Source organism: Streptomyces sp. NBC_00316, assembly GCF_036158715.1.
Classification (GTDB): domain Bacteria; phylum Actinomycetota; class Actinomycetes; order Streptomycetales; family Streptomycetaceae; genus Streptomyces.
Genome location: NZ_CP108023.1, coordinates 6,696,518 through 6,719,462 on the forward strand (window position 1 = coordinate 6,696,518; position 22,945 = coordinate 6,719,462).

General features: G+C 71.5%; 22 protein-coding genes. 14 read left to right on the plus strand and 8 right to left on the minus strand.

The window, feature by feature from the left end; genetic code table 11:
* Positions 1-86 precede the first annotated feature (86 nt).
* Together OG878_RS29795 and OG878_RS29800 are read left to right on the plus strand one after the other, a co-directional pair.
* The gene (locus OG878_RS29795) at positions 87-407 is read left to right on the plus strand and encodes a DMT family transporter (RefSeq protein WP_328889634.1); all 321 of its coding nucleotides are present in this window, start codon (positions 87-89) and stop codon (positions 405-407) included.
* Positions 407-943, plus strand: a complete 537-nt coding sequence (locus OG878_RS29800; protein ID WP_328889635.1) for a TetR/AcrR family transcriptional regulator — start codon at positions 407-409, stop codon at positions 941-943. Before OG878_RS29795 ends, OG878_RS29800 begins: the two co-directional genes overlap by 1 nt.
* On the opposite strand, the gene OG878_RS29805 is transcribed toward OG878_RS29800, so the two are convergent.
* Entirely contained in the window at positions 933-1,802 is an 870-nt protein-coding gene (locus tag OG878_RS29805) for a winged helix-turn-helix transcriptional regulator (RefSeq protein WP_328889636.1), read from the minus strand. The genes OG878_RS29800 and OG878_RS29805 overlap by 11 nt on opposite strands.
* Positions 1,803-1,922: 120 nt before the next feature.
* On the opposite strand from OG878_RS29805, the gene OG878_RS29810 reads away from it, so the two are divergent.
* Together OG878_RS29810 and dapD are read left to right on the plus strand one after the other, a co-directional pair.
* Positions 1,923-3,149: an MFS transporter gene (locus OG878_RS29810; RefSeq protein WP_328889637.1), complete on the plus strand. Its 1,227-nt coding sequence runs from the start codon at positions 1,923-1,925 to the stop codon at positions 3,147-3,149.
* A gap of 80 nt (positions 3,150-3,229) precedes the next feature.
* Complete coding sequence (dapD, locus tag OG878_RS29815; RefSeq protein ID WP_328889638.1) at positions 3,230-4,216, plus strand: 2,3,4,5-tetrahydropyridine-2,6-dicarboxylate N-succinyltransferase; 987 nt, start codon at positions 3,230-3,232, stop codon at positions 4,214-4,216.
* Here dapD and dapA read toward each other — a convergent pair.
* Positions 4,213-5,115 (minus strand): 4-hydroxy-tetrahydrodipicolinate synthase, encoded by a 903-nt coding sequence (dapA, locus tag OG878_RS29820; protein ID WP_328889639.1) that lies wholly within the window; start codon positions 5,113-5,115, stop codon positions 4,213-4,215. The two genes, dapD and dapA, sit on opposite strands and share 4 nt — an antisense overlap.
* A 150-nt stretch (positions 5,116-5,265) precedes the next feature.
* Between dapA and OG878_RS29825 the strand changes: the two genes are divergently transcribed.
* The gene (locus tag OG878_RS29825) at positions 5,266-5,961 is read left to right on the plus strand and encodes a DUF4232 domain-containing protein (RefSeq protein WP_443049177.1); all 696 of its coding nucleotides are present in this window, start codon (positions 5,266-5,268) and stop codon (positions 5,959-5,961) included.
* A 13-nt stretch (positions 5,962-5,974) separates the two neighbouring features.
* Here the strand turns inward: OG878_RS29825 and OG878_RS29830 are convergent, their stop codons facing one another.
* A complete protein-coding gene (locus OG878_RS29830; RefSeq protein WP_328889640.1) occupies positions 5,975-6,418 on the minus strand; it encodes a GNAT family N-acetyltransferase in 444 nt (147 codons plus the stop codon).
* A gap of 315 nt (positions 6,419-6,733) precedes the next feature.
* Between OG878_RS29830 and OG878_RS29835 the strand changes: the two genes are divergently transcribed.
* The 4 genes from OG878_RS29835 (at position 6,734) to OG878_RS29850 (ending at position 12,229) form a co-directional block, all read left to right on the plus strand.
* Complete coding sequence (locus OG878_RS29835) at positions 6,734-8,209, plus strand: hypothetical protein (RefSeq protein ID WP_328889641.1); 1,476 nt, start codon at positions 6,734-6,736, stop codon at positions 8,207-8,209.
* A 173-nt stretch (positions 8,210-8,382) separates the two neighbouring features.
* Positions 8,383-9,852: an alkaline phosphatase PhoX gene (locus tag OG878_RS29840; RefSeq protein WP_328889642.1), complete on the plus strand. Its 1,470-nt coding sequence runs from the start codon at positions 8,383-8,385 to the stop codon at positions 9,850-9,852.
* A 487-nt stretch (positions 9,853-10,339) separates the two neighbouring features.
* On the plus strand, positions 10,340-11,920 hold the full coding sequence (locus tag OG878_RS29845) for a TROVE domain-containing protein (protein ID WP_328889643.1): 1,581 nt from the start codon (positions 10,340-10,342) through the stop codon (positions 11,918-11,920).
* Between the two features lie 78 nt (positions 11,921-11,998).
* A complete protein-coding gene (locus OG878_RS29850) occupies positions 11,999-12,229 on the plus strand; it encodes a hypothetical protein (protein WP_014156926.1) in 231 nt (76 codons plus the stop codon).
* 108 nt (positions 12,230-12,337) lie between these two features.
* Here OG878_RS29850 and OG878_RS29855 read toward each other — a convergent pair whose 3' ends face one another.
* The 3 genes from OG878_RS29855 to OG878_RS29865 form a co-directional block, all read right to left on the minus strand.
* On the minus strand, positions 12,338-13,552 hold the full coding sequence (locus tag OG878_RS29855) for a TerD family protein (RefSeq protein ID WP_328889644.1): 1,215 nt from the start codon (positions 13,550-13,552) through the stop codon (positions 12,338-12,340).
* 64 nt (positions 13,553-13,616) lie between these two features.
* A complete protein-coding gene (locus OG878_RS29860) occupies positions 13,617-13,850 on the minus strand; it encodes a hypothetical protein (RefSeq protein WP_328889645.1) in 234 nt (77 codons plus the stop codon).
* A gap of 272 nt (positions 13,851-14,122) precedes the next feature.
* On the minus strand, positions 14,123-14,932 hold the full coding sequence (locus tag OG878_RS29865; protein WP_328889646.1) for an NAD-dependent epimerase/dehydratase family protein: 810 nt from the start codon (positions 14,930-14,932) through the stop codon (positions 14,123-14,125).
* A gap of 294 nt (positions 14,933-15,226) precedes the next feature.
* Here OG878_RS29865 and OG878_RS29870 point away from each other — a divergent pair, with 294 nt between their 5' ends.
* Both OG878_RS29870 and OG878_RS29875 read left to right on the plus strand, forming a co-directional pair.
* Positions 15,227-16,216, plus strand: a complete 990-nt coding sequence (locus OG878_RS29870) for a 5-dehydro-4-deoxyglucarate dehydratase (RefSeq protein WP_328889647.1) — start codon at positions 15,227-15,229, stop codon at positions 16,214-16,216.
* Positions 16,213-17,394, plus strand: a complete 1,182-nt coding sequence (locus tag OG878_RS29875) for a hypothetical protein (RefSeq protein ID WP_328889648.1) — start codon at positions 16,213-16,215, stop codon at positions 17,392-17,394. The genes OG878_RS29870 and OG878_RS29875 overlap by 4 nt, the downstream gene beginning before the upstream one ends.
* On the opposite strand, the gene OG878_RS29880 is transcribed toward OG878_RS29875, so the two are convergent.
* Together OG878_RS29880 and OG878_RS29885 are read right to left on the minus strand one after the other, a co-directional pair.
* Positions 17,377-18,609 (minus strand): MFS transporter, encoded by a 1,233-nt coding sequence (locus OG878_RS29880; RefSeq protein WP_328889649.1) that lies wholly within the window; start codon positions 18,607-18,609, stop codon positions 17,377-17,379. The genes OG878_RS29875 and OG878_RS29880 overlap by 18 nt on opposite strands.
* 121 nt (positions 18,610-18,730) lie before the next feature.
* Positions 18,731-19,294 (minus strand): L,D-transpeptidase, encoded by a 564-nt coding sequence (locus tag OG878_RS29885; protein WP_328889650.1) that lies wholly within the window; start codon positions 19,292-19,294, stop codon positions 18,731-18,733.
* A gap of 265 nt (positions 19,295-19,559) precedes the next feature.
* Between OG878_RS29885 and OG878_RS29890 the strand changes: the two genes are divergently transcribed.
* Genes OG878_RS29890 through araD form a run of 3 tightly spaced genes read left to right on the plus strand, consistent with a single transcriptional unit; the run spans position 19,560 to position 22,887 of the window.
* A complete protein-coding gene (locus tag OG878_RS29890) occupies positions 19,560-20,219 on the plus strand; it encodes a GntR family transcriptional regulator (RefSeq protein ID WP_328889651.1) in 660 nt (219 codons plus the stop codon).
* Positions 20,220-20,251: 32 nt separating this feature from the next.
* Positions 20,252-21,154, plus strand: coding sequence for a dihydrodipicolinate synthase family protein (locus OG878_RS29895; protein ID WP_328891427.1), 903 nt, complete (start codon positions 20,252-20,254; stop codon positions 21,152-21,154).
* Complete coding sequence (araD, locus tag OG878_RS29900) at positions 21,151-22,887, plus strand: L-arabinonate dehydratase (RefSeq protein WP_328889652.1); 1,737 nt, start codon at positions 21,151-21,153, stop codon at positions 22,885-22,887. The genes OG878_RS29895 and araD overlap by 4 nt, the downstream gene beginning before the upstream one ends.
* Positions 22,888-22,945: the final 58 nt, after the last annotated feature.

Sequence of the window (22,945 nt, forward strand, 5' to 3'; positions counted from 1 at the left end):
CGTAGCGCCCCGGATGGGACAGCGGATCCCCTGCGCCCGCCGCAGTATGTGTACGGATGTACGCAACCATGCGTACACTCGTACACATGGGATACGGACTGCTGGCCGCGGCCATAGCAGCAGAGGTGGCCGGGACGACGGCGATGAAGTACAGCGAGGGCTTCACCCGGCTCTGGCCCTCGCTCATCACCGTCCTCGGCTATCTGCTCGCCTTCTCGCTCCTCGCGCAGACCCTGAAGACGCTGTCCATGGGCACCGCCTACGCCATCTGGGCCGGGATCGGCACGGCGGCGGTCGCCGCCATAGGGGTGCTCTTCATGGGCGAATCCGGAGGCGTGGCGAAGGTGGTGGGCATCGCGCTGATCATCGCCGGTGTGGTCGTGCTCAACGCGGGCGGAGCGCACTGATGGCCCGCCGTTACGACCCCGAGCGACGGGACCGCATCATCGATGCGGCGATCCGGGTCGTCGGTGCCGGCGGCATCGCGGGGCTCAGCCACCGCTCCGTCGCCGCCGAGGCCGATGTGCCGCTCGGCTCGACGACGTATCACTTCGCCTCCCTCGACGAGCTGCTGGTCGCCGCGCTGCGCCGCTCGAACGAGAACTTCTCCCGGGCCGTACGGGAGAGCGAGGCCCTCCTCGCCCCGGACGCGGACCTCGCCGAGGCGCTGGCCCGTCTGCTGGGGGAGTGGTTCTCCGGCGGGCGCGGGCGCCTGGAGCTGGAGTACGAGCTCTATCTCGCGGCGCTGCGCCGACCCGTGCTGCAGCCCGTCGCCGCCGAGTGGACGGACGTCACCGCCGAGCTGCTGGCCGGGCGCACCGACCCGGCCACCGCGCGGGCACTGATCGCGCTGATGGACGGGATCTGTCTGCAGGTGCTGCTGACAGGGGGGAGCTACGACGCGGCGTACACACGGGAGATGCTGGCGCGGATCATCGGCTGACCGCCGCCAAGGCCGCCTGCACGCTCGCCTCGATGTCCGTGATCGGATACAGCGCCTCGCGCACGGTCCGGTCCCGGTCCACCACCAGAGTCAGCCGCTTCAGCCGGCTGACCCCCGCCGCCCGGAACGTCGGCAGTCGCAGCGCCGCAGTCAGCTCCAGCTCCGCGTCGGACAGCAGCGGGAAGCGCAGCCCCTCCGCGTCGGCGAACGCCCGCTGCTCATCGGGCCGTTGGGTGGACACGCCGCGCACGCTCGCCCCCACTGCCGTGAACTCGGCCAGCTGGTCGCGGTACGTACAGGATTCGAGGGTGCAGCCACGCGCGCCCGGGATCTCCGCCCAGCCCGGCGGATAGGCGTCCCGGCGGGCGTACGCGCTCGGGAAGCAGTACAGGACGGTGTACGGGGTGTCGGCGACCGGATCACGCAACACGCCGTCGTAGTCGAGTAGTTGCAGCTCGGGCAGGCGCGTGCCCACCAGAGACCGCACCCGCTCCGCCTCCCTTGACGCCTCCGCGGTCGTCGCCATCATCTCTCCGTCTCCCAATACCCAGGTGTCGCCCCAGTCCTGGAGCGCGATCAGCGCGGGCACCAGCGCACGGCCGCGCGGGGTGAGCCGGTACTCGTACCGGACCGGGCGGTCCTGGTACGGCTCCCGGGACAGCACGTCCGCGTCGACCAGCAGCCGCAGCCGCTCGGTGAGTACCTTGCGGGACACGCCCAGCTCCTGCTGGAGCGCGTCGAAGCGGTGCACCCCGCGCGCGGTGTCCCGCACGATCAGCAGGGTCCACCAGTCGCCCACGACATCGAGGGCCTGGGCGATCGCGCAGTCGGCGTCGGCCAGGCGGGTGCGCTGCGCCATTGCTTCGCCCTTTCCGTTCTCTTCCGAGGCAGGTCATGCCCCGATCCCTCGATTGACCTGCGGAAGTCATGCTGCCATAGTCAGTTCCCAAAAGAAACTCACTGGGGGAGGGTGCTGCGGATGAGGATGCTGCGGGATGTGCCGCGGACGGTGCGGCTGATGGCGTTGGGTGCCTTTCTCAACCAAGTGGTCAGCTTCACCTTCGTCTACCTCTTCGTGTATCTGACCGCAGTGCGCGGACTGACCGTCCCGCAGGCCGGAGTCATCGCCGGTATCGGCGGCATCGGTCTCGTCGCAGGGAACTTCACCGGTGGCTGGTTCGGTGACCACTACGGCCACCGCCGGATGCTTCTGGCCGGCGCGCTGGTCAGTGGTTCGGCGCTCGTCACCCTGCCGGTACTGCCGATCGCGGCGATGTACGGGGTGCTGCCGATCGCGCAGTACGCAGCGGGCGTCGTACGCGCCGCCAACGCCGCACTCGTCGCCGTCACCGTGCCCGAGGGCAGCCGGCGCCAGAGCTTCGCCCTGATGCGTGCCGGGAGCAATGCGGGCTTCACCATCGGCCCGCCGCTCGGCGCGCTGGTCGCCGCCCGTTTCTCGTACGACTGGCTGTTCGTCGTCGACGGCCTGGGGACGCTGCTCTTCGCCGCATACGCGTCGAAGGTGCTCCCGGCGCGCGGCGCCGCACACGCCAGGCCGCCGCGTGACCCCGACGCGCCCGGCCTTCGGCGGGAGCTGCGGGCCAGGCCCGCCGTCCTGGTCCTGCTCGCCGCGATCCTCTGCGTCGATCTCGTCTACCGGCAGCAGTACACGACCCTGCCTGTCTTCCTCGCCGATCATGGCCGCAGCACCCAGTTCTACGGCTGGCTGCTGGCCATCAACGGCGGCGTCATCCTCTGTCTCGAACTCCCCGTGACGCATGCGCTGCGCCGACGGGCGCCGCTGAGCATCGTCGGCTCCGGCCTGCTGCTGGTGGGACTGGGATTCGCTGTGCTGGTCCCGGGGGCCGGGGTCATGTTCGCCGTCACCATGATGGCGTCGGTGACCGCGGGCGAGATCCTCTACAAGACCACCGCCACGGCCTACGTCGCCGACCAGGCGCCCGCCCACGCGCAGGGCCGCTTCCAGAGCCTGTACGGGGGTGCCTCCATCAGCGGGCAGGTGCTGGCGCCACCGCTGGGCGGCGCGCTCTATGCCGCGGCGCCCGGGCTGCTCTGGCCGGTGTGCGCGGTCCTGGCGGGCGGTGCGGGGGCGGCCGTGCTGGCGGCGCGGCGGCTGCGGGGGCCGGCGCGCATGGTGGTCCCCGCGCCGGCTCCGGCGCCCGAACGGCAGGCACAGTCCGGCTGACCGGGCGACCGGGGCCGCGCCGCGACCATCCGGCGGGACCGGTTGGCTCCGGCGGTGCCCGGCCGGTTAGGTTCTGTGTCATGACCGACACGACTTCCCGCACCACCGGCGCCGTCGCCGCCGGCCTCGCCACCATCGCCGGCGACGGTTCCCTTCTCGACACCTGGTTCCCCGCCCCCGAGCTCAGCGCCGAGCCCGGCCCGGCCGGAACCGAACGGCTCACCCCCGACGGCGCCGTGAACCTCCTCGGCGAGGGCGCGGCCAAGGCCATCGGTGTGGACGCCCGTCGCGGGGTCGAGGTCGTCGCCGTCCGTACGGTCATCGCCTCGCTCGACGACAAGCCCCTCGACGCGCACGACGCGTACCTGCGTCTGCACCTCCTCTCCCACCGCCTCGTCCAGCCGCACGGCCAGAACCTGGACGGCCTCTTCGGCCTCCTCGCCAACGTCGCCTGGACGTCGCTCGGTCCGGTCGCCGTCGACGATCTCGAGAGGGTGCGGCTGAACGCCCGCGCCGACGGCCTGCACCTCCAGGTCACCTCCGTCGACAAGTTCCCCCGGATGACGGACTACGTCGCGCCGAAGGGTGTCCGGATCGCCGACGCCGACCGGGTCAGGCTCGGCGCGCACCTCGCCGCCGGTACGACCGTCATGCACGAGGGCTTCGTCAACTTCAACGCCGGCACGCTCGGCACGTCGATGGTCGAGGGCCGCATCTCCGCGGGCGTCGTCGTCGGCGACGGCTCCGACATCGGTGGCGGCGCCTCCACGATGGGCACCCTCTCCGGCGGCGGCAAGGAGCGCATCGTCATCGGTGAGCGCTGCCTGATCGGTGCCGAGGCGGGCGTCGGGATCGCGCTCGGCGACGAGTGCGTCGTCGAGGCCGGTCTGTACGTCACCGCCGGCACGCGGGTCACGCTGCCGGACGGCCAGATCGTCAAGGCGCGGGAACTCTCCGGTGCCTCGAACATCCTCTTCCGCCGCAACTCGGTCACCGGCGCCGTCGAAGCCCGCCCGAACAACGCGGTGTGGGACGGCCTCAACGAGATCCTGCACAGCCACAACTAACGTGTAGCGGCGAGGAGCTCCTCGTACGCCCGCCGCAGCCCGTCGGTCGCCCCGCGTCCGGCGGGCTGCAGCGGTTCGCGCACCGGTCCGGCACCGAGCAGTGCCTTGGCCGTCACGGTGCCGGGCAGGCCCGACGCCATCATCAACTCGGCCAGCGGCAGGATCAGCTGATTGAGCCGGGCGGCCCCGGCCGTGTCCCCGGCGTCGAACGCGTCCAGGACCGCCCGCAGTTGCCCGGGCGCCACATTCGCGACCGTGCTCACATAGCCTGCCGCGCCCACCGCGTACAGCGGCAGGTTCAGCTCCTCGCAGCCCGAGTAGTACGCGAGCGAGGTCGCGCCGATCACCTTCGTCGAGCCGAGCAGGTCGTACGCGCAGTCCTTCACCGCCACGATGTGCGGGTGTTCGGCGAGCCGCAGCAGGGTGGCCGGCTCGATGCGGGTGCCGGTGCGGCCGGGGATGTCGTACAGCATCAGCGGAACACCGGCTGCGTCGGCGACGCGCCGGAAGTGTGCCTCGACTGCGGCCTGCGGAGGCCTGCTGTAGTACGGCGTCACGACCAACAGTCCGTCCGCGCCGGCCCGTTCGGCCTGCCGGGCCAGCTCCACGGTGTGCCGGGTGTCCGCACTGCCGACCCCGGCGACCAGCGGCACCCCGTCGCCGACCGCATCCCGGACGGCGCGCAGCAGTGCGGTCTTCTCGGCGTCGGTGGTGGTCGGGGACTCGCCGGTGGTGCCGCTGAGCACCAGACCGTCGCAGCCGTCGGCGACGAGACCGGCGGCGTGCTTCCCGGCGGCGTCCAGGTCCAGCTCGCCGTCGGCGGTGAACGGCGTGATCATGGCGCAGAGGGCGCGGCCGAAGGGGGCTGCGGGGGCTGCGAGGGCTTCATGGGCTGTCATGTCCGAAGTGTCCGCCTGTTGACCGTGAAGGTCCACTTAGATTTTCTTGCGGCGAAGGCCAACAAATGCTCAACAATCGGTGGGGGAGGCAAGCCCTCTGGCATGATCGAACAACCATGCGGCGGGCCGACACGGGGCGGGTGCACGATCATGCGGGGACCGGCGGGTACTGAAGCGGGTACCGGAGCGCGGCGGGCGGCGGCGGGCGCCTGCCTGGCGGGGGCGCTGACCCTGATGCTGTCGGGATGCGCCGGATTTCTCGTACCGGCGGGCGAGGGGGAGCCGGAGCCGACACCGAGCAGGTCGTACCCACCGGGCGTGCACGCGGACGAGCTGGATCTGTCCGGCCTGCCCACGCCCTCCGGCCGGCCCCCCACGGGGCGCACCCCCCGTGCCACGCCCACTCCGGGCGCGGTCGCCGCCGGCGACTGTCCGTCCTCCGGCGTCGTCGTGGACATGGGTGAGGTCCAGGCGGCGCTGGGCCACCGGGCCGTGTCGCTCACACTCACCAACTGCGGCAGGAAACCGTTCCGGGTGAACGGCTACCCGTCCGTCCGCGCCCTGGACGACCAGGGCGAACCGCTGCCGGTCCCGGTGAACCCGGCCTCCTCGTACATGGGGACCGACCGGGGACCGATGGAGGTCATGCTGAAGCCGGGGAAGACGCTCACCGCGCTGCTCGCCTGGGTGTCCACCCCGACCGGCGGCGACCTCATCGAGGGCGACGCACTGGAGATCGCACCGGCCCCGGGGCTGGAGGCGCGCACGTTCCCGCTGGAGGGGAGCGACGTGCGGCTGCTCGACGAGCTGAACATGACCGCCTGGCGCCCCGATCCGCCCCGGTAGCGCCCGGCGGGGATCAGAGTGCGAGCTTGAAGCCGTCGTGACTGCGGGCGAAGCCGAGCGACGCGTAGAACCGGTGCGCGTCCGTGCGCCGCTTGTTGCTGGTCAGCTGCACCAGCCCGCACCCCCGCAGCCGGGCCCGGTCGACGGCCCGCTTCATCAGCTCCCGCCCCAGTCCGCCGCCCCGCCGGTCGGCCCGGATCCGTACCGCCTCGATCAGGACCCGCTCCGCGCCGTGCTTGCCGAGTCCCGGTATGTACGTCGCCTGCAGACAGCCCAGCACCGTTTCGCCCTCCACCAGCACCAGCAGCTCGTTGCGCCGGTCGCTCTCGATGGCGGCGAAGGCCCTCTCGTACGCCTCGTCGACCACGACCGAGGCCGGGTCGACGACCCGCTCCTCGTCGGCGAGGAGCGCGAGAACGGCGGGCAGGTCGGCGCGGGTGGCGGTACGAAGGATCATGCCCGGAGTCTGGCACGGGTGCCTCGGCGCTCCGTAGCCGGACAACGGTGCGGCCCTCGTCGACGCAGCCGCGCCGACATCCGGCGGCCCGGACCGCACACCTACGAGCTCCACCGCTCCAGGACACCGGGTGAGGGGGACGGCCGTGAGGGGGAAGAGAGGTGGATGTGCATCAATCCCCACCTCGTGCACGGGAGTTGCCGGGGTCCGCCGCGCAGCAGGATGCCGTCCGTTGCGTGAACCAAGTGGCATCGGGCGAAATGCGTCTACGCTTGAGCGGCCGGACTGACCCCTGTACGCCCGAGGAGAATCCTGATGTCCGCAGAGCGCCCCACCCTGCCGCCGGTACGGCTGCACACCGAGGCGGAGCTGGCACGGGACGCGCTCGCCGCGCCGCTGCTCGCCCGTGCCGTCCGGCTCGCCCGCTGGGCCGGACCCGGGACCCGGGTCGGCGCCGGCGGCGAGCTCGTCGATGCGCAGCTGCCCGCGGCGGCCGAGCACCTCGGGCTGGCCGAGGACGAGGACGGTGCGGCCGAGGCCAGCGAGGCATGGCGGCTCGCGGTCGACACCGGGCTCCTCGATGTCCACGACCCGGACGCGGACGAGGCCGGGGACGACGCCGAAGGGACCGTCACCGCGGGCGAGAACCTGCGGCTGCTGACCGGCGGCTCCCCGCAGGACGTCCTTGCGATCTGGCTCGACGGCCTGGAAGCCGTGCACGCCGACGCCACCGCACCCGTCTTCGACGACTTCGCCGATCTCATCGGCGAGGACGGCGCGATCGACCTCGACGCCCTCGACTGGGACCCGGAGGCGGAAGCCGATTTCCTCGACGGCGTGCTCGGCAACCTCTATCTGCTCACGGTCGGCGACGGCGACGGCGGCGAGTCACCCGTACCGCTGCCCGCGCTCGCCGCATCGGTGATCGTGCCCGACGACATGGGCGAGCCCACCGACGACATCCTGGAGCAGGTGTCGGAAGCGATGATGCGTCTCGACGACCAGTTCCGGCTTCTCGAACCGATCGGGCTCGTCTCCTACCGTCCGGTGGACGAGGCGCTGCTCGTCGAGGAGGCGGAGCAGGGCGCGGAGGGCGAGGGGGACAGGCCGCCCGCCGACGACGAGGACGTCAGCCGGTACGGCATGGTGAGGCTGACCCCCCTGGGCCTGTACGGCATCCGGGCCCGGATGCTGGAGGCCGGTGTCGACGCGCCGGCCGTCGGTGACCTCGCGGACAAGGGCGCGGACGCGCTTCTCGGCGGCATCGCGTACTACCCCGAGGCGGCGGCCCGCAGCGAGGTCGAGCAGTGGCTCGCCCGGCGCGGGGGCGACGGGGCCGCGGCCGAACTGCTGGACGCGGCACGCGGCGCGGACCAGCAGGCCCCGCTGCGCAGGCTGCACTGCCAGCAGGCGCTCGCCCTGGTCGGCGCGGAGGCGGAACCCGCGGTCCGCACGGTGCTCGACGACGCACAGCTGGGCGGCCTCGCCCGGGTCTGGCTCGCGGAGCGCGGCGCGGCGGACGTGCCCCCGCCGCCGGAGTCGATGATCTTCTGGCTCGCCATCGACACGATCGCCGCCCAACTGGAGGCGGACGGCGACCTCGACGAACTCCAGGGACTGGTCGAGGGACTCGCCGGCCAGCACAGCGGGTTCTTCGACGAGGCATGGCGCGTCGCCCACCCGGCGACGGCGGACGTCCTGGAAGCGATGGGGCGGCTGCACAGCGACAAGAGGAAAGCGAAGGAAGCGCGGAAGGCGGCGTTCAAGGCGCGGTCGCGCTCGGACGGCTGAGCGGGGCGGCCGGGCCGTCCGGCCCGGCCGACGGGCGGGAGCGGCGGTGGCAACTCTGTGAAGGTTCACAGCAAGGATGCCGCTTGAAGTCGCCCGGAGTTCAACTGGTGTTGGTGCAGGGGCGGGAGCGTGAGGCCGCAAACACCCGTCTGAGCAGCTCCAGGAGTTTCGTGATGCCCTTCACGCGCAGGGAATTCACCAAGCAGTCCGCCCTCACCGGCGCCGGCATCGCCCTGACCGGTACCGTCGCCGCGCTGGCCACCGCCCCTGGTGCCCTCGCCGCGCAGGACTCCGGCCACGGCCACGACGACCACCACGGTCATGACCACGAGCACGGTCACAGCGACGGGCCCGGCTACGGGCCGCTCGTCTCCGACCCGAAGGGCATACTCGCGCTGCCCGCCGGATTCTCGTACCGCATCATCACGCACAGCGGTGTCACCACCCTGGAGTCCGGCGAGTCCACCCCCTCCAACCACGACGGCACGGCCGCCTTCGAAGGCCCGCGCGGCGTCACTCTGCTCGTGAACAACCACGAGCTGAGCGGCACGCGGGCCGGCTGGGAGCACCCCGTCCCGCTCGCCGAGGGCCTCGTCTACGACCCGATCGCCGCCGGTGGCTGCACCGTCGTCGAGACCCGCCGCGACGGCCACACCGCCGAGTGGGTCGGCATCGCCGGCACGTCCACCAACTGCGCCGGGGGTGCCACCCCGTGGGGCACCTGGCTCACCTGCGAGGAGACCGAGGACAAGGCCGGCAAGAACGGTCTGCTCAAGGACCACGGCTACGTCTTCGAGGTCGACCCGTACGACAAGCGCGCCAACCGCGACCCGCGCCCGATCAAGGCGTTCGGGCGGTACGCCCACGAGGCCGTCGTCATCGACCCCAAGCTCGGCCACGCCTACCTGACCGAGGACGCGGCCGGCCCCAACGGACTGCTCTACCGCTGGGTTCCGCCGCACGGCTTCAAGCACGGCCGCGGCAAGCTCCGCACGCTCGCCGACGACGCCGGTGTCCTGCAGGCCACCAAGTGCTTCGACAGCAGTGGCAAGTTCGTCGACGACCTGTCCCGCGCCACGAAGATCGGCACGGTGTACGGAGTGGACTGGGTCGACGTCGTCGACCGTGACGCCAAGTCCGTCTCCGTGCGCAAGCAGTTCGGCGACCAGGACGTCACCCGCGCCCGCAAGCTCGAAGGCATGTGGTGGGGCGACGGCGGCGTCTACATCGTCTCCTCGTTCGCCCGCGGGGAGAGCCCCGTCCAGCACGACGGCCAGGTCTGGTTCTACGACCCGAAGCGCCGCACGCTGACGCTGAAGGTGCTTCTCGGCGTCAACGCCGACCCGTCGAAGGACGGTGCCTTCGACGGCCCGGACAACATCACCGTCTCGCCGTACGGCGGTCTGGTCATCGCCGAGGACGGCGAGGGCGTTCAGCACCTCTTCGGGGCCACGGAGAGCGGCCGCACGTACCCGATCGCGCGCAACGAGCTGAACGCGGGCACGGCCGAGGAGCCGGAGTACAGCGAGTTCACCGGAGTCACCTTCTCGCCCGACGGGAAGACGCTGTTCGCCAACATCCAGACGCCCGGCATCATGCTCGCCATCACCGGCCCGTGGAAGCGCCAGCCGAACCGGCACTGACGCACCGTCCGGACGCGCGGAAAAACCCGTCGCGCGTCCGGAGGCCGCTCTTCTAAGGTCCTGTCTGTGCCCAGGTGCGCAGGCAGGACCTACTTCCACTCTTAATGGGGATGTCGCGGGTTCGAGTCCCGCCATCGGCTTTCGAGCCGGTGTAGCTCAGTGGGCAGAGCACCTTCGTCGGTTCCGCCGACTGTGATCTCTGGGCACGTACAGCTCAAAGAAATTGCACGCACCTCCCGGTGCGCAGGCTACGGCTACTTCTTCGAACAAGTTCTGCCGTCGCCGACCTTGATCTCGGGAGGCACAGCATCGGGTGCCCGGTGCGCAGGTGACGGATACTTCCCGGACCTGACGGTTGCGGGTTCGAGTCCCGCCCGGCCACGGCCGGTAGCTCAATGGACAGAGCATCAGGCAAGCCCGTCGCCGACTCCTGGCCTCGGGCACAGGTGCGCTGTGTCTTCCCCCAACGAATTCGGGGGAATTCGCCATGGCACGCTTCAACACCCGTACCACCAAGCCGAAGACGGCATCGCCCGTGAAGTCGACCGGGCGCACCGCACCCACCCATGCGGGTGGCCGCGGATATCTCCGGGACAACCGTTCGGAACTTTTCCTGCTTGCGGTCGCCAATTTCGTCTCGCAGCAGACGTTCTACGAGAATGCCGAACAGCGCGACAGCCGATTCGCCACGCTGGTACGCATCCTTGCGGTGGGTGACCCCGACTGGACCGCCGGACTGCTGGGATGGCTGCGCCGCGACGGCGGGATGCGGACCGCGGCGATCGTCGGCGCCGCCGAGTACGTGAAGGCCCGCCTCGACGCGGGGGCCGAGGACGGGCCGTCCAACCGGCAGGTCGTCGACTCCGTCCTGCTGCGCGCCGACGAGCCGGGTGAGCTGCTGGGGTACTGGACGTCGCAGTACGGCCGCAGCGTGCCCAAGCCCGTCAAGCGCGGGATCGCCGACGCCGTGCGCCGCCTCTACAACGGCAAGTCGCTGCTGAAGTACGACACCGTGTCCAAGGGCTACCGCTTCGGCGACATCCTGAACCTGGTGCACGCCGCGCCCGACCCGGAGAAGACCTGGCAGGGCGAGCTGTTCCGCTACGCGCTCGACCGCCGGCATCACCCGGCCGCGGCGGTGCCGCCTGCCTCGAACCGCACCCTCACCGCCCACCGGGCGCTGATGGAGCTGCCGGCCGACGAGCGGCGGTCCGTGATCATCACGCCCGACGGGTCGGACCGGCTGGCCGCGGCGGGCATGACCTGGGAGGCCCTCGCGGGCTGGCTGCAGGGTCCGATGGACGCCGCGGCATGGGAAGCGGTCATACCCTCGATGGGGGCGATGGCACTCGTCCGCAATCTGCGGAACTTCGACGAGGCGGGCGTCTCGGACGAGGTCGCCGCGCAGGTGGCGGCGAAGATCTCCGACCCGGCCGTGGTCGCCGCATCGCGGCAGTTCCCGTTCCGCTACCTCGCCGCGTACCGGCACGCCCCGTCGCTGCGCTGGGCGTACCCGCTGGAGCAGGCGCTCGGCCACTCCCTCGCGAACGTTCCGGTGCTGCGGGGGCGGACGCTGATCCTGGTCGACCGCTCGGGCTCGATGTGGTCGCCGCTCTCGGACCGGTCGCAGCTGAACCGGGCCGACGCCGCCGCGATCTTCGGTGCGGCACTCGCGCTGCGGGCCGCCGATGCCGATCTGGTGGAATTCGGTACGAACAGCGCACCGGTGACCTTTCGCGGGGGCGAGTCCGTGCTGAAGATCCTGGACCGGTTCGGTGATCTCGGTGGCACCAATACCGCGGAGGCGGTCCGCCGGCACTACCGCGGCCACGACCGGGTGCTGATCGTCACGGACGAGCAGGCGTCCTTCACGTACTACGGCGATGCCACCGAGGCGGTCCCCGCACGGGTGCCCGTGTACACCTGGAATCTGGCCGGATACCGGGTCGGGCACGCCCCGTCCGGAAGCGAGAACCGCCACACCTTCGGGGGTCTTTCGGACGCCGCATTCCGCATGGTGCCCCTGCTGGAGGCGGGTCGGGACGCCGACTGGCCCTGGATCCGCTGATTACGAATCCGGCATCAGTGGGCTCCCAGGAGTGGTCGGGCATGGCGTCGGGCGTCCCGGAGGCGCATACTCAACGTAATGAAACAGTCAGCCGGATCCCGGCGTCACCTGCCTTCCAGTCCCTTCAACCGCCCGGCCCAGGCGGCCCCACCGGTCGAATGCTTCGATGTGGGCGACAGGGTGTCGCACGACCAGTTCGGACTCGGTCGAGTCCTCGCTGTCGAGGGCGACAACGACGCAGTGCTCATCGACTTCTCGGGGCGACAGGGGAGGATCCTGAGCCCGTACTCCAAGCTGACCAAGCTCTGAGAGGGCCGGCGAGCGCCTGCGTACGCCCGTCCCGCTCTCCCCTTCCGGGGCACCTGCGCATCGAGCAGGTGCCCCGGAAGCCGTTCCCGGAGCGGTGCGGCGCCGGTGCTACAGCGCCTGGGCGGCGGGCTTGACCATGCCGCGGACCGTGCGCGACTTCACGAAGTCGCCCATCGCCGTCATCTCCCACTCGCCGGAAAACTGCTTGATCAGCTTCGCCATCATCACGCCGGTCTGCGGCTCGGCGCCGGTCAGGTCGAAGCGGACCAGCTCCTCACCGGTGGCCGCGTCGATCAGCCGGCAGTAGGCCTTGGCGACCTCGGTGAACTTCTGGCCGGTGAACGAGTTCACCGTGAAGACCAGCCCCGTCGCCTCCGGGGGGATCCGGCCCAGGTCCACGACGATCACCTCGTCGTCCCCCGCGCCCTCGCCCGTGAGGTTGTCGCCGGAGTGCTTGATCGCGCCGTTGAGGATGGAGAGCTTGCCGAAGTAGCAGCTGTCCAGATGATTGCGGTTGGGTCCGTAGGCGATCACCGAGGCATCGAGGTCGATGTCCTTGCCGCGGAACGCGGGCTCCCAGCCGAGACCCATCTTGACCTGGGAGAGCAGCGGGCGGCCGCCCTTGACCAGGGACACCGTCTGGTTCTTCTGGAGACTGACGCGGCCCTTGTCGAGGTTGATCTTTCCGGAGCCGGCGGGCGCCGGGGCGGCGGCGGGCGGGGCCGGCGGGGCGGCCGGGGCCGGGGGAGCGGCGATCCGCGGGTCCATGGGTGCGGCGGCGGGCATCGGGGGTGCGACCGGGGCGGGCGGCGCGGCGGGCTCCTCCTCGACCGAGACACCGAAGTCCGTGGCGATGCCCGCCAGCCCGTTGGCGTAGCCCTGGCCGACCGCACGGGCCTTCCAGGCGCCATTGCGGAGATAGACCTCGATGACCACGAGCGCCGTCTCGGCGCCCAGCCGGGGCGGGGTGAAGGTGGCGAGCACGCTGTTGTCGTCCGCGTTGCGCACCGTGGCGGTGGGTTCGATGCCCTGGAAGGTCTGCCCCGCGGCGTCCGGGCTCGCCGTGACGACGATCTTCTCGATGCCGGGCGGCACCGCCGTGGTGTCCACCACGATCGCGTCCGGAGCCGCGCCGCCGCCGGAGCGGTAGGTCACTCCGGGGCCCGCGGGCTGGTTGTAGAAGATGAAGTCGTCGTCGGAGCGCACCTTGCCGTCGGCGGTGAGCAGCAGGCCCGAGACGTCGAGCCGCACCGGGGCGGCGACGTCCACCGCCACGCGGGCGGCGGAGAGAGGGATGTTCGAGCCGGGGGTCATTGCGGTCATGTCCCGGGTAACGAACGACCCGGCTTTGCCGTTCCCTTACCTTTGCAGGCTTGCTCCGTACGGATCAGCGCCCGCCGCGTGCCCGGTTGCGGGGGTGGTCGCGGGCGGTGCGTTCGTTGCCGTGCTTGTACGCGCCCGTCCAGCGCGCCATGACGAGCTGGGCGTCGCCGGACACCGCTTCGGCCAGGAACTTCTCCGCCCGGCCGCCGCGCAGGGTGCCCGCAGGGCGGCCGTGGTGGGTGATCGTGACGCTCGCGTCGCCGTGCTGCTCGTACTGGAATCCGGAAGGCTTCGGCATGGCCGTATGGTGCCCGCCGGCACCGGATGCCGTCGCGCGAATTTCCGGACCAGGGCCTGTCGTTCGGATCATGCTGGGCTCGCGGGGCCTGGCACGTGCATCTGCCGCGTTGTCGTCGGTCCTCCACCGGCTCTCGGCTTCGCTCGAGCAGGGGAGACCCCATGCGCTCCGCGTCGGCTCTTTACTCCGCCGTGCAGCTGCACGCACCACGGTGACATCAGCCGCTCCGCGGCGGGCCGCTCCCTGATCCGGCCTGATCCGAACGCAGGACCCTAGTAGGGCCAGATCGGCGGGTTGGTGACGAAGTGGCCACCGACGTTGGCGTGGTCCGGGTTGTCCGGGTCGAGTTCGCCTTGTTCGGCGATGAGCTTCTCCGCGTACTGCTCGGAGTCGTCCTGCGGTTCGTATCCGAGCGATCGGGCCGTCGTCAGGTCCCACCACAGGCGGGTGTTGTCGGAGGAGCCGTAGACCACGGTGTGGCCGACCTCCTCGGCGGTGAGTGCCGCGTGGAAGAGCCGGGCGCCGTCGCCGGGGCTCATCCAGACGGACAGCATCCGCACCGACGTCGGCTCCATGAAGCAGGAGCCGATGCGCACGGACACGGTTTCGACGCCGTGCTTGTCCCAGTAGAGCTGGGCGAGGTCCTCGCCGAACGCCTTGGAGAGGCCGTAGTACGTGTCGGGGCGGCGCGGTGTGCCGATCGGGATCATCGGGTCGCCCGCGAGCGGGCGCGGGGTGTAGCCGATGGCGTGGTTGGAGGAGGCGAACACGATGCGCCGGACACCCTCCTCGCGCGCGGCCTCGTAGAGGTTGTAGGTGCCTTCGATGTTGGCCCGCAGAATTTTGTCGAAGGAGGCTTCCAGCGAGATGCCCGCGAGGTGGATGATCGCGTCGACGCCGCGCACCGCCTCGCGCAGTGCCTCCTTGTCGCCCAGGTCGGCCGTGATCGCGTCCGGCTCGCCCTCGATGGGGGTGAGGTCGAAGAGGCGGAGTTCGTAGCCGTACGCGGGCAGCAGGCCGCGCATCAGGGTGCCGAGGCCGCCGGCGGCGCCGGTGAGCAGGACGGTGCGGGGAGCGGGCATTCGCTGATCTCCTCGGTACATGCGCGACACATCAAGTTCATGGACGACATTCACATCCATGGACAACTTAGGAAGCGAGCGCGTGGCGCGTCAAGTGGTGCGTCCGTCGTGCGTGCGGCGGGGCGGTGCGCGTCGATGGGCTCCCGGATCCGCCCGGACTCCGAGCCAACTCCGTCGCTGCGCCGGGCGATTCCCGCCTTGACCTGTGCCGCGCGGCTGCCTTAACTTGGATCCGTTCATAAATATGGACACCAATCAGAATTGTGCACGCCTGAACCTGCTCAGGGAGCGCCCGTGACCTCAGCCCCCCTTGCCGCCCGGCTCACCCATGTCGCCGGGCCGCTCTTCTTCCCCGTCACCGCGTACGGCCCGGACGGCGCCGTCGACCTCGGCGCCTTCCGCGCGCACGTGCGCAGCGGCATCGACGCCGGTGCGGCGGCCGTCTTCGCCTGCTGCGGCACGGGCGAGTTCCACGCGCTGACGCCGGAGGAGTTCCGGCTCGTCGTCGCTGCCGCGGTCGAGGAGACCGCCGGGGAGGTTCCCGTCGTCGCGGGCGCCGGATACGGCACGGCTCTTGCGGTCCAGTACGCGAAGCTCGCCGAGGAGGCGGGTGCGGACGGGCTCCTCGCCATGCCCCCGTACCTGGTCTTCGCGGACCAGGAAGGGCTGCTCGCCCACTACACGGCGCTGGCCGCCGCGACCTCCCTCGAGACGATCGTCTACCAGCGCGACAACGCCGTCTTCACCCCGGAGACCGTCGTCGCCCTGGCCGGGACGCCCGGCATCATCGGTCTCAAGGACGGCTACGGCGACCTCGATCTGATGCAGCGCATCGTCAGCGCCGTCCGTACCGAACGGCCCGGCGAGGACTTCCTGTACTTCAACGGACTGCCCACCGCCGAGCTCACCGGCCTGGCCTACCGCGGCATCGGCGTCACGCTGTACTCCTCCGCTGTTTTCGCCTTCGCTCCCGACATCGCCCTCGCCTTCCACCGGGCGCTGGAGTCGGGCGACGACGAGTTCGCCAACGCGCTGCTCGACCACTTCTACCGGCCGCTCGTCGAACTGCGGGCCAAGGGCCGCGGCTACGCCGTCTCGCTGGTCAAGGCGGCCGTCCGGCTGGAGGGCCGGCCGGTCGGCGAGGTCCGCACCCCGCTCAGCGAGCCGACCGCCGCGCACATCGAGGAACTGACCGCGATCATCGAGCGCGGCCGCGCCCTGCTGGAGAAGTACGGGCAGACGAAGAGCACCTCCGGCGAGCCCGCGGCGCAGGAGCGCGGGTGAAGACCTCCGCCTTCCTCTACCCCTGGGACATCGTCGGGGATCCGGACGCGGCCGCCCGCGTCGCGGACCTCGGCGTCCAGCAGGTGACGCTCGCCGCCGCCTACCATTCGACCCGGGCGCTGACCCCGCGTCATCCCGGCCGCCGCATCGTCACCGCCGAGCACGCCGCGGTGCTGTACCCGCCGGACGCCGCGCGGTGGGCGGGGCATGAGCTGCGCCCGTACGAGCAGTCCTGGGTGGCGTCGGACGATCCGTACGCCGAGGCCGCGCAGGCGCTCGCCGACGCCGGTCTCGAGGTGCACAGCTGGGTGGTCCTCGCGCACAACTCCCGGCTGGGTGCGGAGCATCCGGACACCTCGGTGGTCAACGCGTACGGCGACCGGTACCCCTGGGCGCCCTGCATCGCTCAGCCCGCGGTCCGTGCCTACCTGGTGGAGCTGGCGCGCGAGGCGGCGGTGCGCGGCGGCACGCGCGGCACCGAGCTGGAGTCCTGCGGCTGGTACGGCTTCGCGCATCTGCACGCCCACGACAAGATCGCGGGCGTCGGTCTCGGGGACGCGGCGCAGTACCTGATGTCGCTCTGTTTCTGCCCCGACTGCCGGGCCGGATACGGCGCGCACGGCGTGGACGCCGACGATCTGGTCCTCGCCGTGCGCGCTGCCCTGGCGCCGGTCTGGGCCGGGGCCGGCTCCTCGGAGGCCGGCTGGCCGGGTGTCGAGAAGCTTCTCGGCGCCGATCTCGCCGCCGCCACCCTGGAGTTCCGCGGGAAGACGGCCCGCACGCTCCAGGAGTCCGCCGTCGCCGCTGTGCGGACGGCGGCCGCGGAGGGCTTCCAGGTGCTGCTGCACGCCGACCCCGCCCCGTACCGCACCGGTGCGAACGTGGGCGTCGACCCGCAGCACATCCTGTCCGTGGCCGACGGTGTGGTGCTGCCCTGCACCGGTGGTGACGCGGCGCGCGAGGCGGTACTCGGGCCGTTCGCCGGCCGGTCCGACCGGGTGCTCGCCGCCAACTTCACCGTGGTCACCGGCATGGGCGGCAGCCCCGCCACGCTGGAGCGCGACGCCGCGCACGCGGCCTCGCTGGGCGCGGACCAACTGCGCCTGTACCACGCCGGGCTGGCTTCCGGTCCGGACCTGAGCACGGTCGCCGGAGCGCTGTCACGTCTCGGTCGATGACGGAACCGGACCGGTGGGGGCGGCAGGCGCCCGCCCCCGCCGGTCCGTGACCAGCCAGGCCGCGGTCAGCAGCCCCACCGCGCCGGTCAGCGGCAGCAGAACCCGGATGTCCAGTACCGCGATCAGTCCCGCGCCGAGCGCCAGGGCCACCGCGTTCGGCACCATCATCAGCGAGTTGGCGGCCGCGGCCGTGCGGCCCAGCACGGCGTCCGGTGTCTCCCGCTGCACTGCCGCCATCGCGGCGATCAGCACACATGGCAGCCCGGCCCCGACGGCGGCGCTCGCGGCCAGTGCCACCGTGTCGTACGGCAGCGCCCGCACCCCGACCGCCACCGCGAACAGTCCGGTCCCGGCCGCCGTGAACACCCGCTCCGGCAGCCGCCGCAGCAACGGACCGGCCAGCAGCCCGATCGTGAGCGACCCGGCACCCTGTGCCGTGTACAGCACGCCCGCGTACGTGGGGGAGTGCCCGAGCCGGTCGTCCACGACGGCGTAGAGCGCCGCGCCGTTGAGCCCGGCGCACAGCATCGTCACCGAGCCCGTGAGCACGAGCGGCCGCAGCACCGGCGATGCCCACACCTGCCTGATCCCCGCGGCCGGTCCGTCCCGCCGGCCGGTGCGGGGCGGCCGGGCCGGTTCGTTCACCCGCAGGAGTGCGCAGACCCCGGCGGCCAGCGCGAACGACGCCGCGTCGAGCAGTGCGACCGCGCCGCCCCCGAACCGGGCGTACAGCCCTGCGCCGGCCAGCGGGGCGAGAAGTTTCGTGCCCTCGGCCGCCGTCATCCGGAGCCCGTTGAGGTCGCCGAGCAGCCGGGTGTCGACGGTGTGCGCGACGAGTGCCGACTCGGCCGCGTCCATCACGACCCCGCTCGCCCCGTAGAGGACCAGAACGGCGAAGAGGATCCAGATCCGGCCCGCCGAATCGATCGCGAGCAGTGTGGTGAGCAGCCCCGCCATCGCGAGGTTCGCCCCGATCAGCAGAGGCTTGCGGCGCATACGGTCGGCGAGGGCGCCGAGCGCGGGACCGGCCAGCGAGGGTAGCCACATGGCGAACACGGCGAGCGCCGCCAGACTGTCCGACCCGGTCAGGGACTTGACCCAGATCCCGGACGTGAGCCACATCGCCGACGTCCCGAACCCCGTGGCGACGACTGCCACCAGATACAGCCCTGCGTCGCGGTCCCTCAGCACCTTGCCCGCCGCCGACCCTGTCATTGCGCTCCCCGAACCTCGTCCGCCCGCATGTCCGCGGATGCGACTCATGCTGGCGAGTAAGGAGGCACCCGGGCATCGGGCAGATGCCCAGTCCGGCCGGCCCGGGGCGACCGCTCCGGGCTCAGCGCACGACGTGGATCCGGGTTCCCGTGGTGGCGAAGTCCCAGAGCTGCTTGCCGTCCGCGGTCCGCAGGCGTATGGCGCCGAGCCGCTGTCCGGGGGCCGGTTTCGGGGAGGAGTTGTCCACCGCCGCCGAGAAGGCGATCGTGGTGGTTCCGGACAACGCGAAGTAGACGACGTGCTCGACGGGAACGCCGTCGCTTCCGGTGGTTTCGGGGAGGCGGCCGGTGACCGCGTGGCCACCCGGAGCGGGATCCTCCGTGCCGGGCCACACCGGGAACGTGCCGAGCACCTTGCCCGCCTCGTCGACCAGCCAGGCGCGGTCCTGGCCCAGTGAGTAGACCACCCGCTTCCCGTTGCCCGAGTCCGCGGGGACCGCGGGAGGCCGCGGTGCGGCGGGTGCCTTGGCCGCGGAGGCCGACGGGCTGGGTCCGGCCGCCGGCCTGCCGGTGGCGGCGGCCTGCGGGGCGGCTCCGCCGGCCTGGAGCGCGAGCACGGTGACGGCGGCGAGCGCAGCTGCGGTGAGGCCCGTCACTGCTGCCCACGAAGGTATCTGGCGGGCCATCAGGCAACGGTCTCCTCGGTGGCTGTCCCGCCCCGGCGGGGGTCCCGGGGGGCGATCAGCCTATCCGTTCGTATGCCCGGCATCTTCGCCGGCCTGCCGTGCCGGGCGACGTCCCGGGGCGGTCGCCCGCCGACGGGCGTGATTCTCCGGAACTTCTTTTGCCAGAAGCGTTGACGAAACATTTGTGCCGCCTCTAGCTTCAACGCGTCGTACTTCGTACGTCATATATGAGACGCGATACGCGAGATGCGAGAGCCCTTCACCCATGACCTTTGCGCCCACCCCGATTCCGTCCCGCACCCAGTACGTGCTGGAGGCGATCAAGCACGCGATCCTCACGGCGCAGCTGAGACCGGGTCAGGCGCTCGTCGAGACCGAACTCGCCGCACAGTTCGGGGTCTCCAAGACCCCGGTGCGCGAGGCGCTCAAAACCCTCGCCGGTACCGGCCTCGTCGTCATGAGCCAGTACAAGGGCGTCACCGTGCGACTGGTCGACGCGGCGATGGCCCGCGAGGTGTACGACGTGCGACTGCTCCTCGAGCCGGAGGCGCTGCGTCGCTCCATCACCCGCAAGGCCTCGCTCGACGCGGCCCAGGAAGCCCTGGAGCGGGCCGACTCGGCCGGTGACAAGGCCGACCGGTCGCTCGCCAACCGGGACTTCCACCGGGCGCTGTACCTGCCCTGCGGCAACCCGCTGCTGGCTCGGATGCTCGACGAGGTCCGCGACCAGGCCGCACTCGTGTCGACCGTCGCCTGGGCGACCATCCCGTCGTGGGAGCGGGAGGCGGCCGAGCACCGGGAGATCCTGCGGCTCGCGCTCGCCGACGACGCGGACGCCGCGGCCGGCGCCCTGCACGACCACATCGCGTCGTTCGTCCGCCGCGCCTTCCCCGAGGGAGCACAGACCGAGGAAGGCGGGACATGAAACACCAGCACACCGACGAAAGGCCTGTCCGCATGGACCTCACACCGCTGAAGGCGGCCCTCGCAGATGTCGTGGCGATCCCGGTGACCCCGTTCGCCGAGGACGGGACCATCGACACGGCGGCTCACCGCGGACTGCTGCGGCGGCTCCTCGACGGCGGTGTACGGATCCTCACCCCGAACGGCAACACCGGGGAGTTCTACGCGCTCACCCCCGAGGAGCGGCGCACCGTCACCGAGCTGACCATCGACGAGGTGGGCGGACGTGCCACGGTCCTGGTCGGCGTCGGGCACGACGTACCGACCGCCGTGGCCGCCGCCGAGCACGCCCGTGACGCAGGCGCCGAGATGGTGATGGTCCACCAGCCCGTGCACCCGTATGTCTCGCAGGACGGCTGGGTCGACTACCACCGGGCCATCGCCGAGGCCGTCCCCGGGCTCGGTGTCGTCCCGTACATCCGCAACCCGCAGCTCGGCGGAGAGCGCCTCGCCGAGCTCGCCGGAATCTGCCCCAACGTCATCGGCGTGAAGTACGCCGTGCCGGACGCCGCGCGGTTCGCCGCGTTCGCCCGGGACGCGGGCCTCGACCGGTTCGTCTGGATCGCCGGCCTCGCCGAGCTGTACGCCCCCGCCTACTTCTCCGCCGGGGCGACCGGCTTCACCTCCGGACTCGTCAATGTCGCCCCCGGCGTCTCGTTCGCCATGCTGGAGGCGCTGCGGGCCGGCGACCACTCCTCGGCGATGAAGGTCTGGGAGCAGATCCGCCGTTTCGAGGAGCTGCGCGCCGACCAGCAGTCCGCCAACAACGTGACGGTCGTCAAGGAGGCCCTCGCCTCGCTCGGTCTCTGCCGCCGCGAGGTCCGCCCGCCCAGCCGGGTGCTGCCCGAGGCGCAGCGCGCCGAGGTCGCCGCCGAGGTCGCCGGGTGGTCGATATGACACGCGAGGACGGAAGAATCGGCTCCGAGGAGCTGCGCAGCCACCAGTGGTACGGGACGGACGGGCTCCGCTCGTTCAGCCACCGGGCCCGCACGCGGCAGCTCGGCTACCTCCCCGAGGAGCACCTCGGCAAGCCGGTCATCGCGATCCTCAACACCTGGTCGGACATCAACCCTTGCCATGTCCATCTGCGGGACCGCGCGCAGGCGGTCAAGCGGGGCGTCTGGCAGGCGGGCGGCTTCCCGCTCGAATTCCCGGTCTCCACCCTCTCGGAGACGTTCCAGAAGCCGACCCCGATGCTCTACCGCAACATGCTGGCGATGGAGACGGAGGAGCTGCTGCGCTCCTACCCGGTCGACGGCGCCGTGCTGCTGGGCGGCTGCGACAAGTCGACGCCCGCGCTGCTGATGGGCGCCGCATCGGTCGACCTGCCGACCGTCTTCGTACCGGCCGGGCCGATGCTGCCGGGGCACTGGCGCAACGAGGTCCTCGGCTCCGGCACGGACATGTGGAAGTACTGGGACGACAAGCGGGCCGGGCTCATCGGTGACTGCGAGATGGGCGAGCTGGAGAGCGGGCTCGCGCGCTCGCCCGGCCACTGCATGACGATGGGAACGGCGTCCACCCTGACGGCCGCCGCCGAAGCACTCGGTGTCACGGTGCCGGGGGCCTCGTCGATCCCGGCCGTGGACTCCGGGCACGACCGGATGGCGGCGCAGTCCGGACTCCGGATCGTCGAGCTGGTGTGGCAGCAGCGGAAGCTGTCGTCGATCCTCACGGCGGAGGCCTACGAGGACGCGGTCGCCACCGTTCTCGCGCTCGGCGGCTCCACCAACGCGGTCATCCATCTGATCGCCATGGCGGGCCGTTCCGGGGTGAAGCTCGGCCTCGACGACTTCGACCGGATCGCCCGCACCGTCCCCGTGCTCGCCAACCTCCGCCCCGGCGGGAAGTATCTGATGGAGGACTTCCACTTCGCCGGCGGGCTGCCCGGGTTCCTGGCCGGGCTCACCGACGTACTGCACCTGGACCGGCCCACCGTCTCGTACGACACCCTGCGCGAGCAGCTCGACGGGGCACTCGTGCACAACCGCGACGTCATCCGGGGACGCGACAAGCCCCTGGCCGAGGAGGGCGGCGTGGCAGTCCTGCGCGGCAACCTCTGCCCGGACGGCGCGGTGATCAAGCACATCGCCGCCGAGCCGGAACTGCTGCGGCACACCGGACCCGCGGTCGTCTTCGAGAACTACCAGGAGATGCAGCGCACCATCAACGACCCGGCCCTGGCCCTCACGCCCGACCATGTGCTGGTGCTGCGCAACGCCGGCCCCAAGGGCGGTCCCGGGATGCCCGAGTACGGCATGCTGCCGATCCCCGACTATCTGCTGAAGCAGGGCGTACGGGACATGGTGCGGCTCTCCGACGCCCGGATGAGCGGCACCAGTTACGGGGCGTGCGTCCTGCACATCGCGCCCGAGTCGTACGTCGGCGGACCGCTCGCCCTCGTCCGCACCGGTGACCTGATCACCCTGGACGTCGAGGCGCGGCTGCTCCATCTCGATGTCCCGGACGACGAGTTGGCCCGGCGACGGGCTGCCTGGACGCCGCCGCCCGCCCGGTACCAGCGCGGTTACGGCGCGCTCTACCAGGACCAGATCACCCAGGCCGACCAGGGCTGCGACTTCGCCTTCCTGGCACGGCAGGGCGAAGTGCCCGAACCGTACGCGGGCTGACCGCCCCACCGAGAATTCCGGCGCACCGTCTGTTCGGCATACCGAACGACATGCGGCA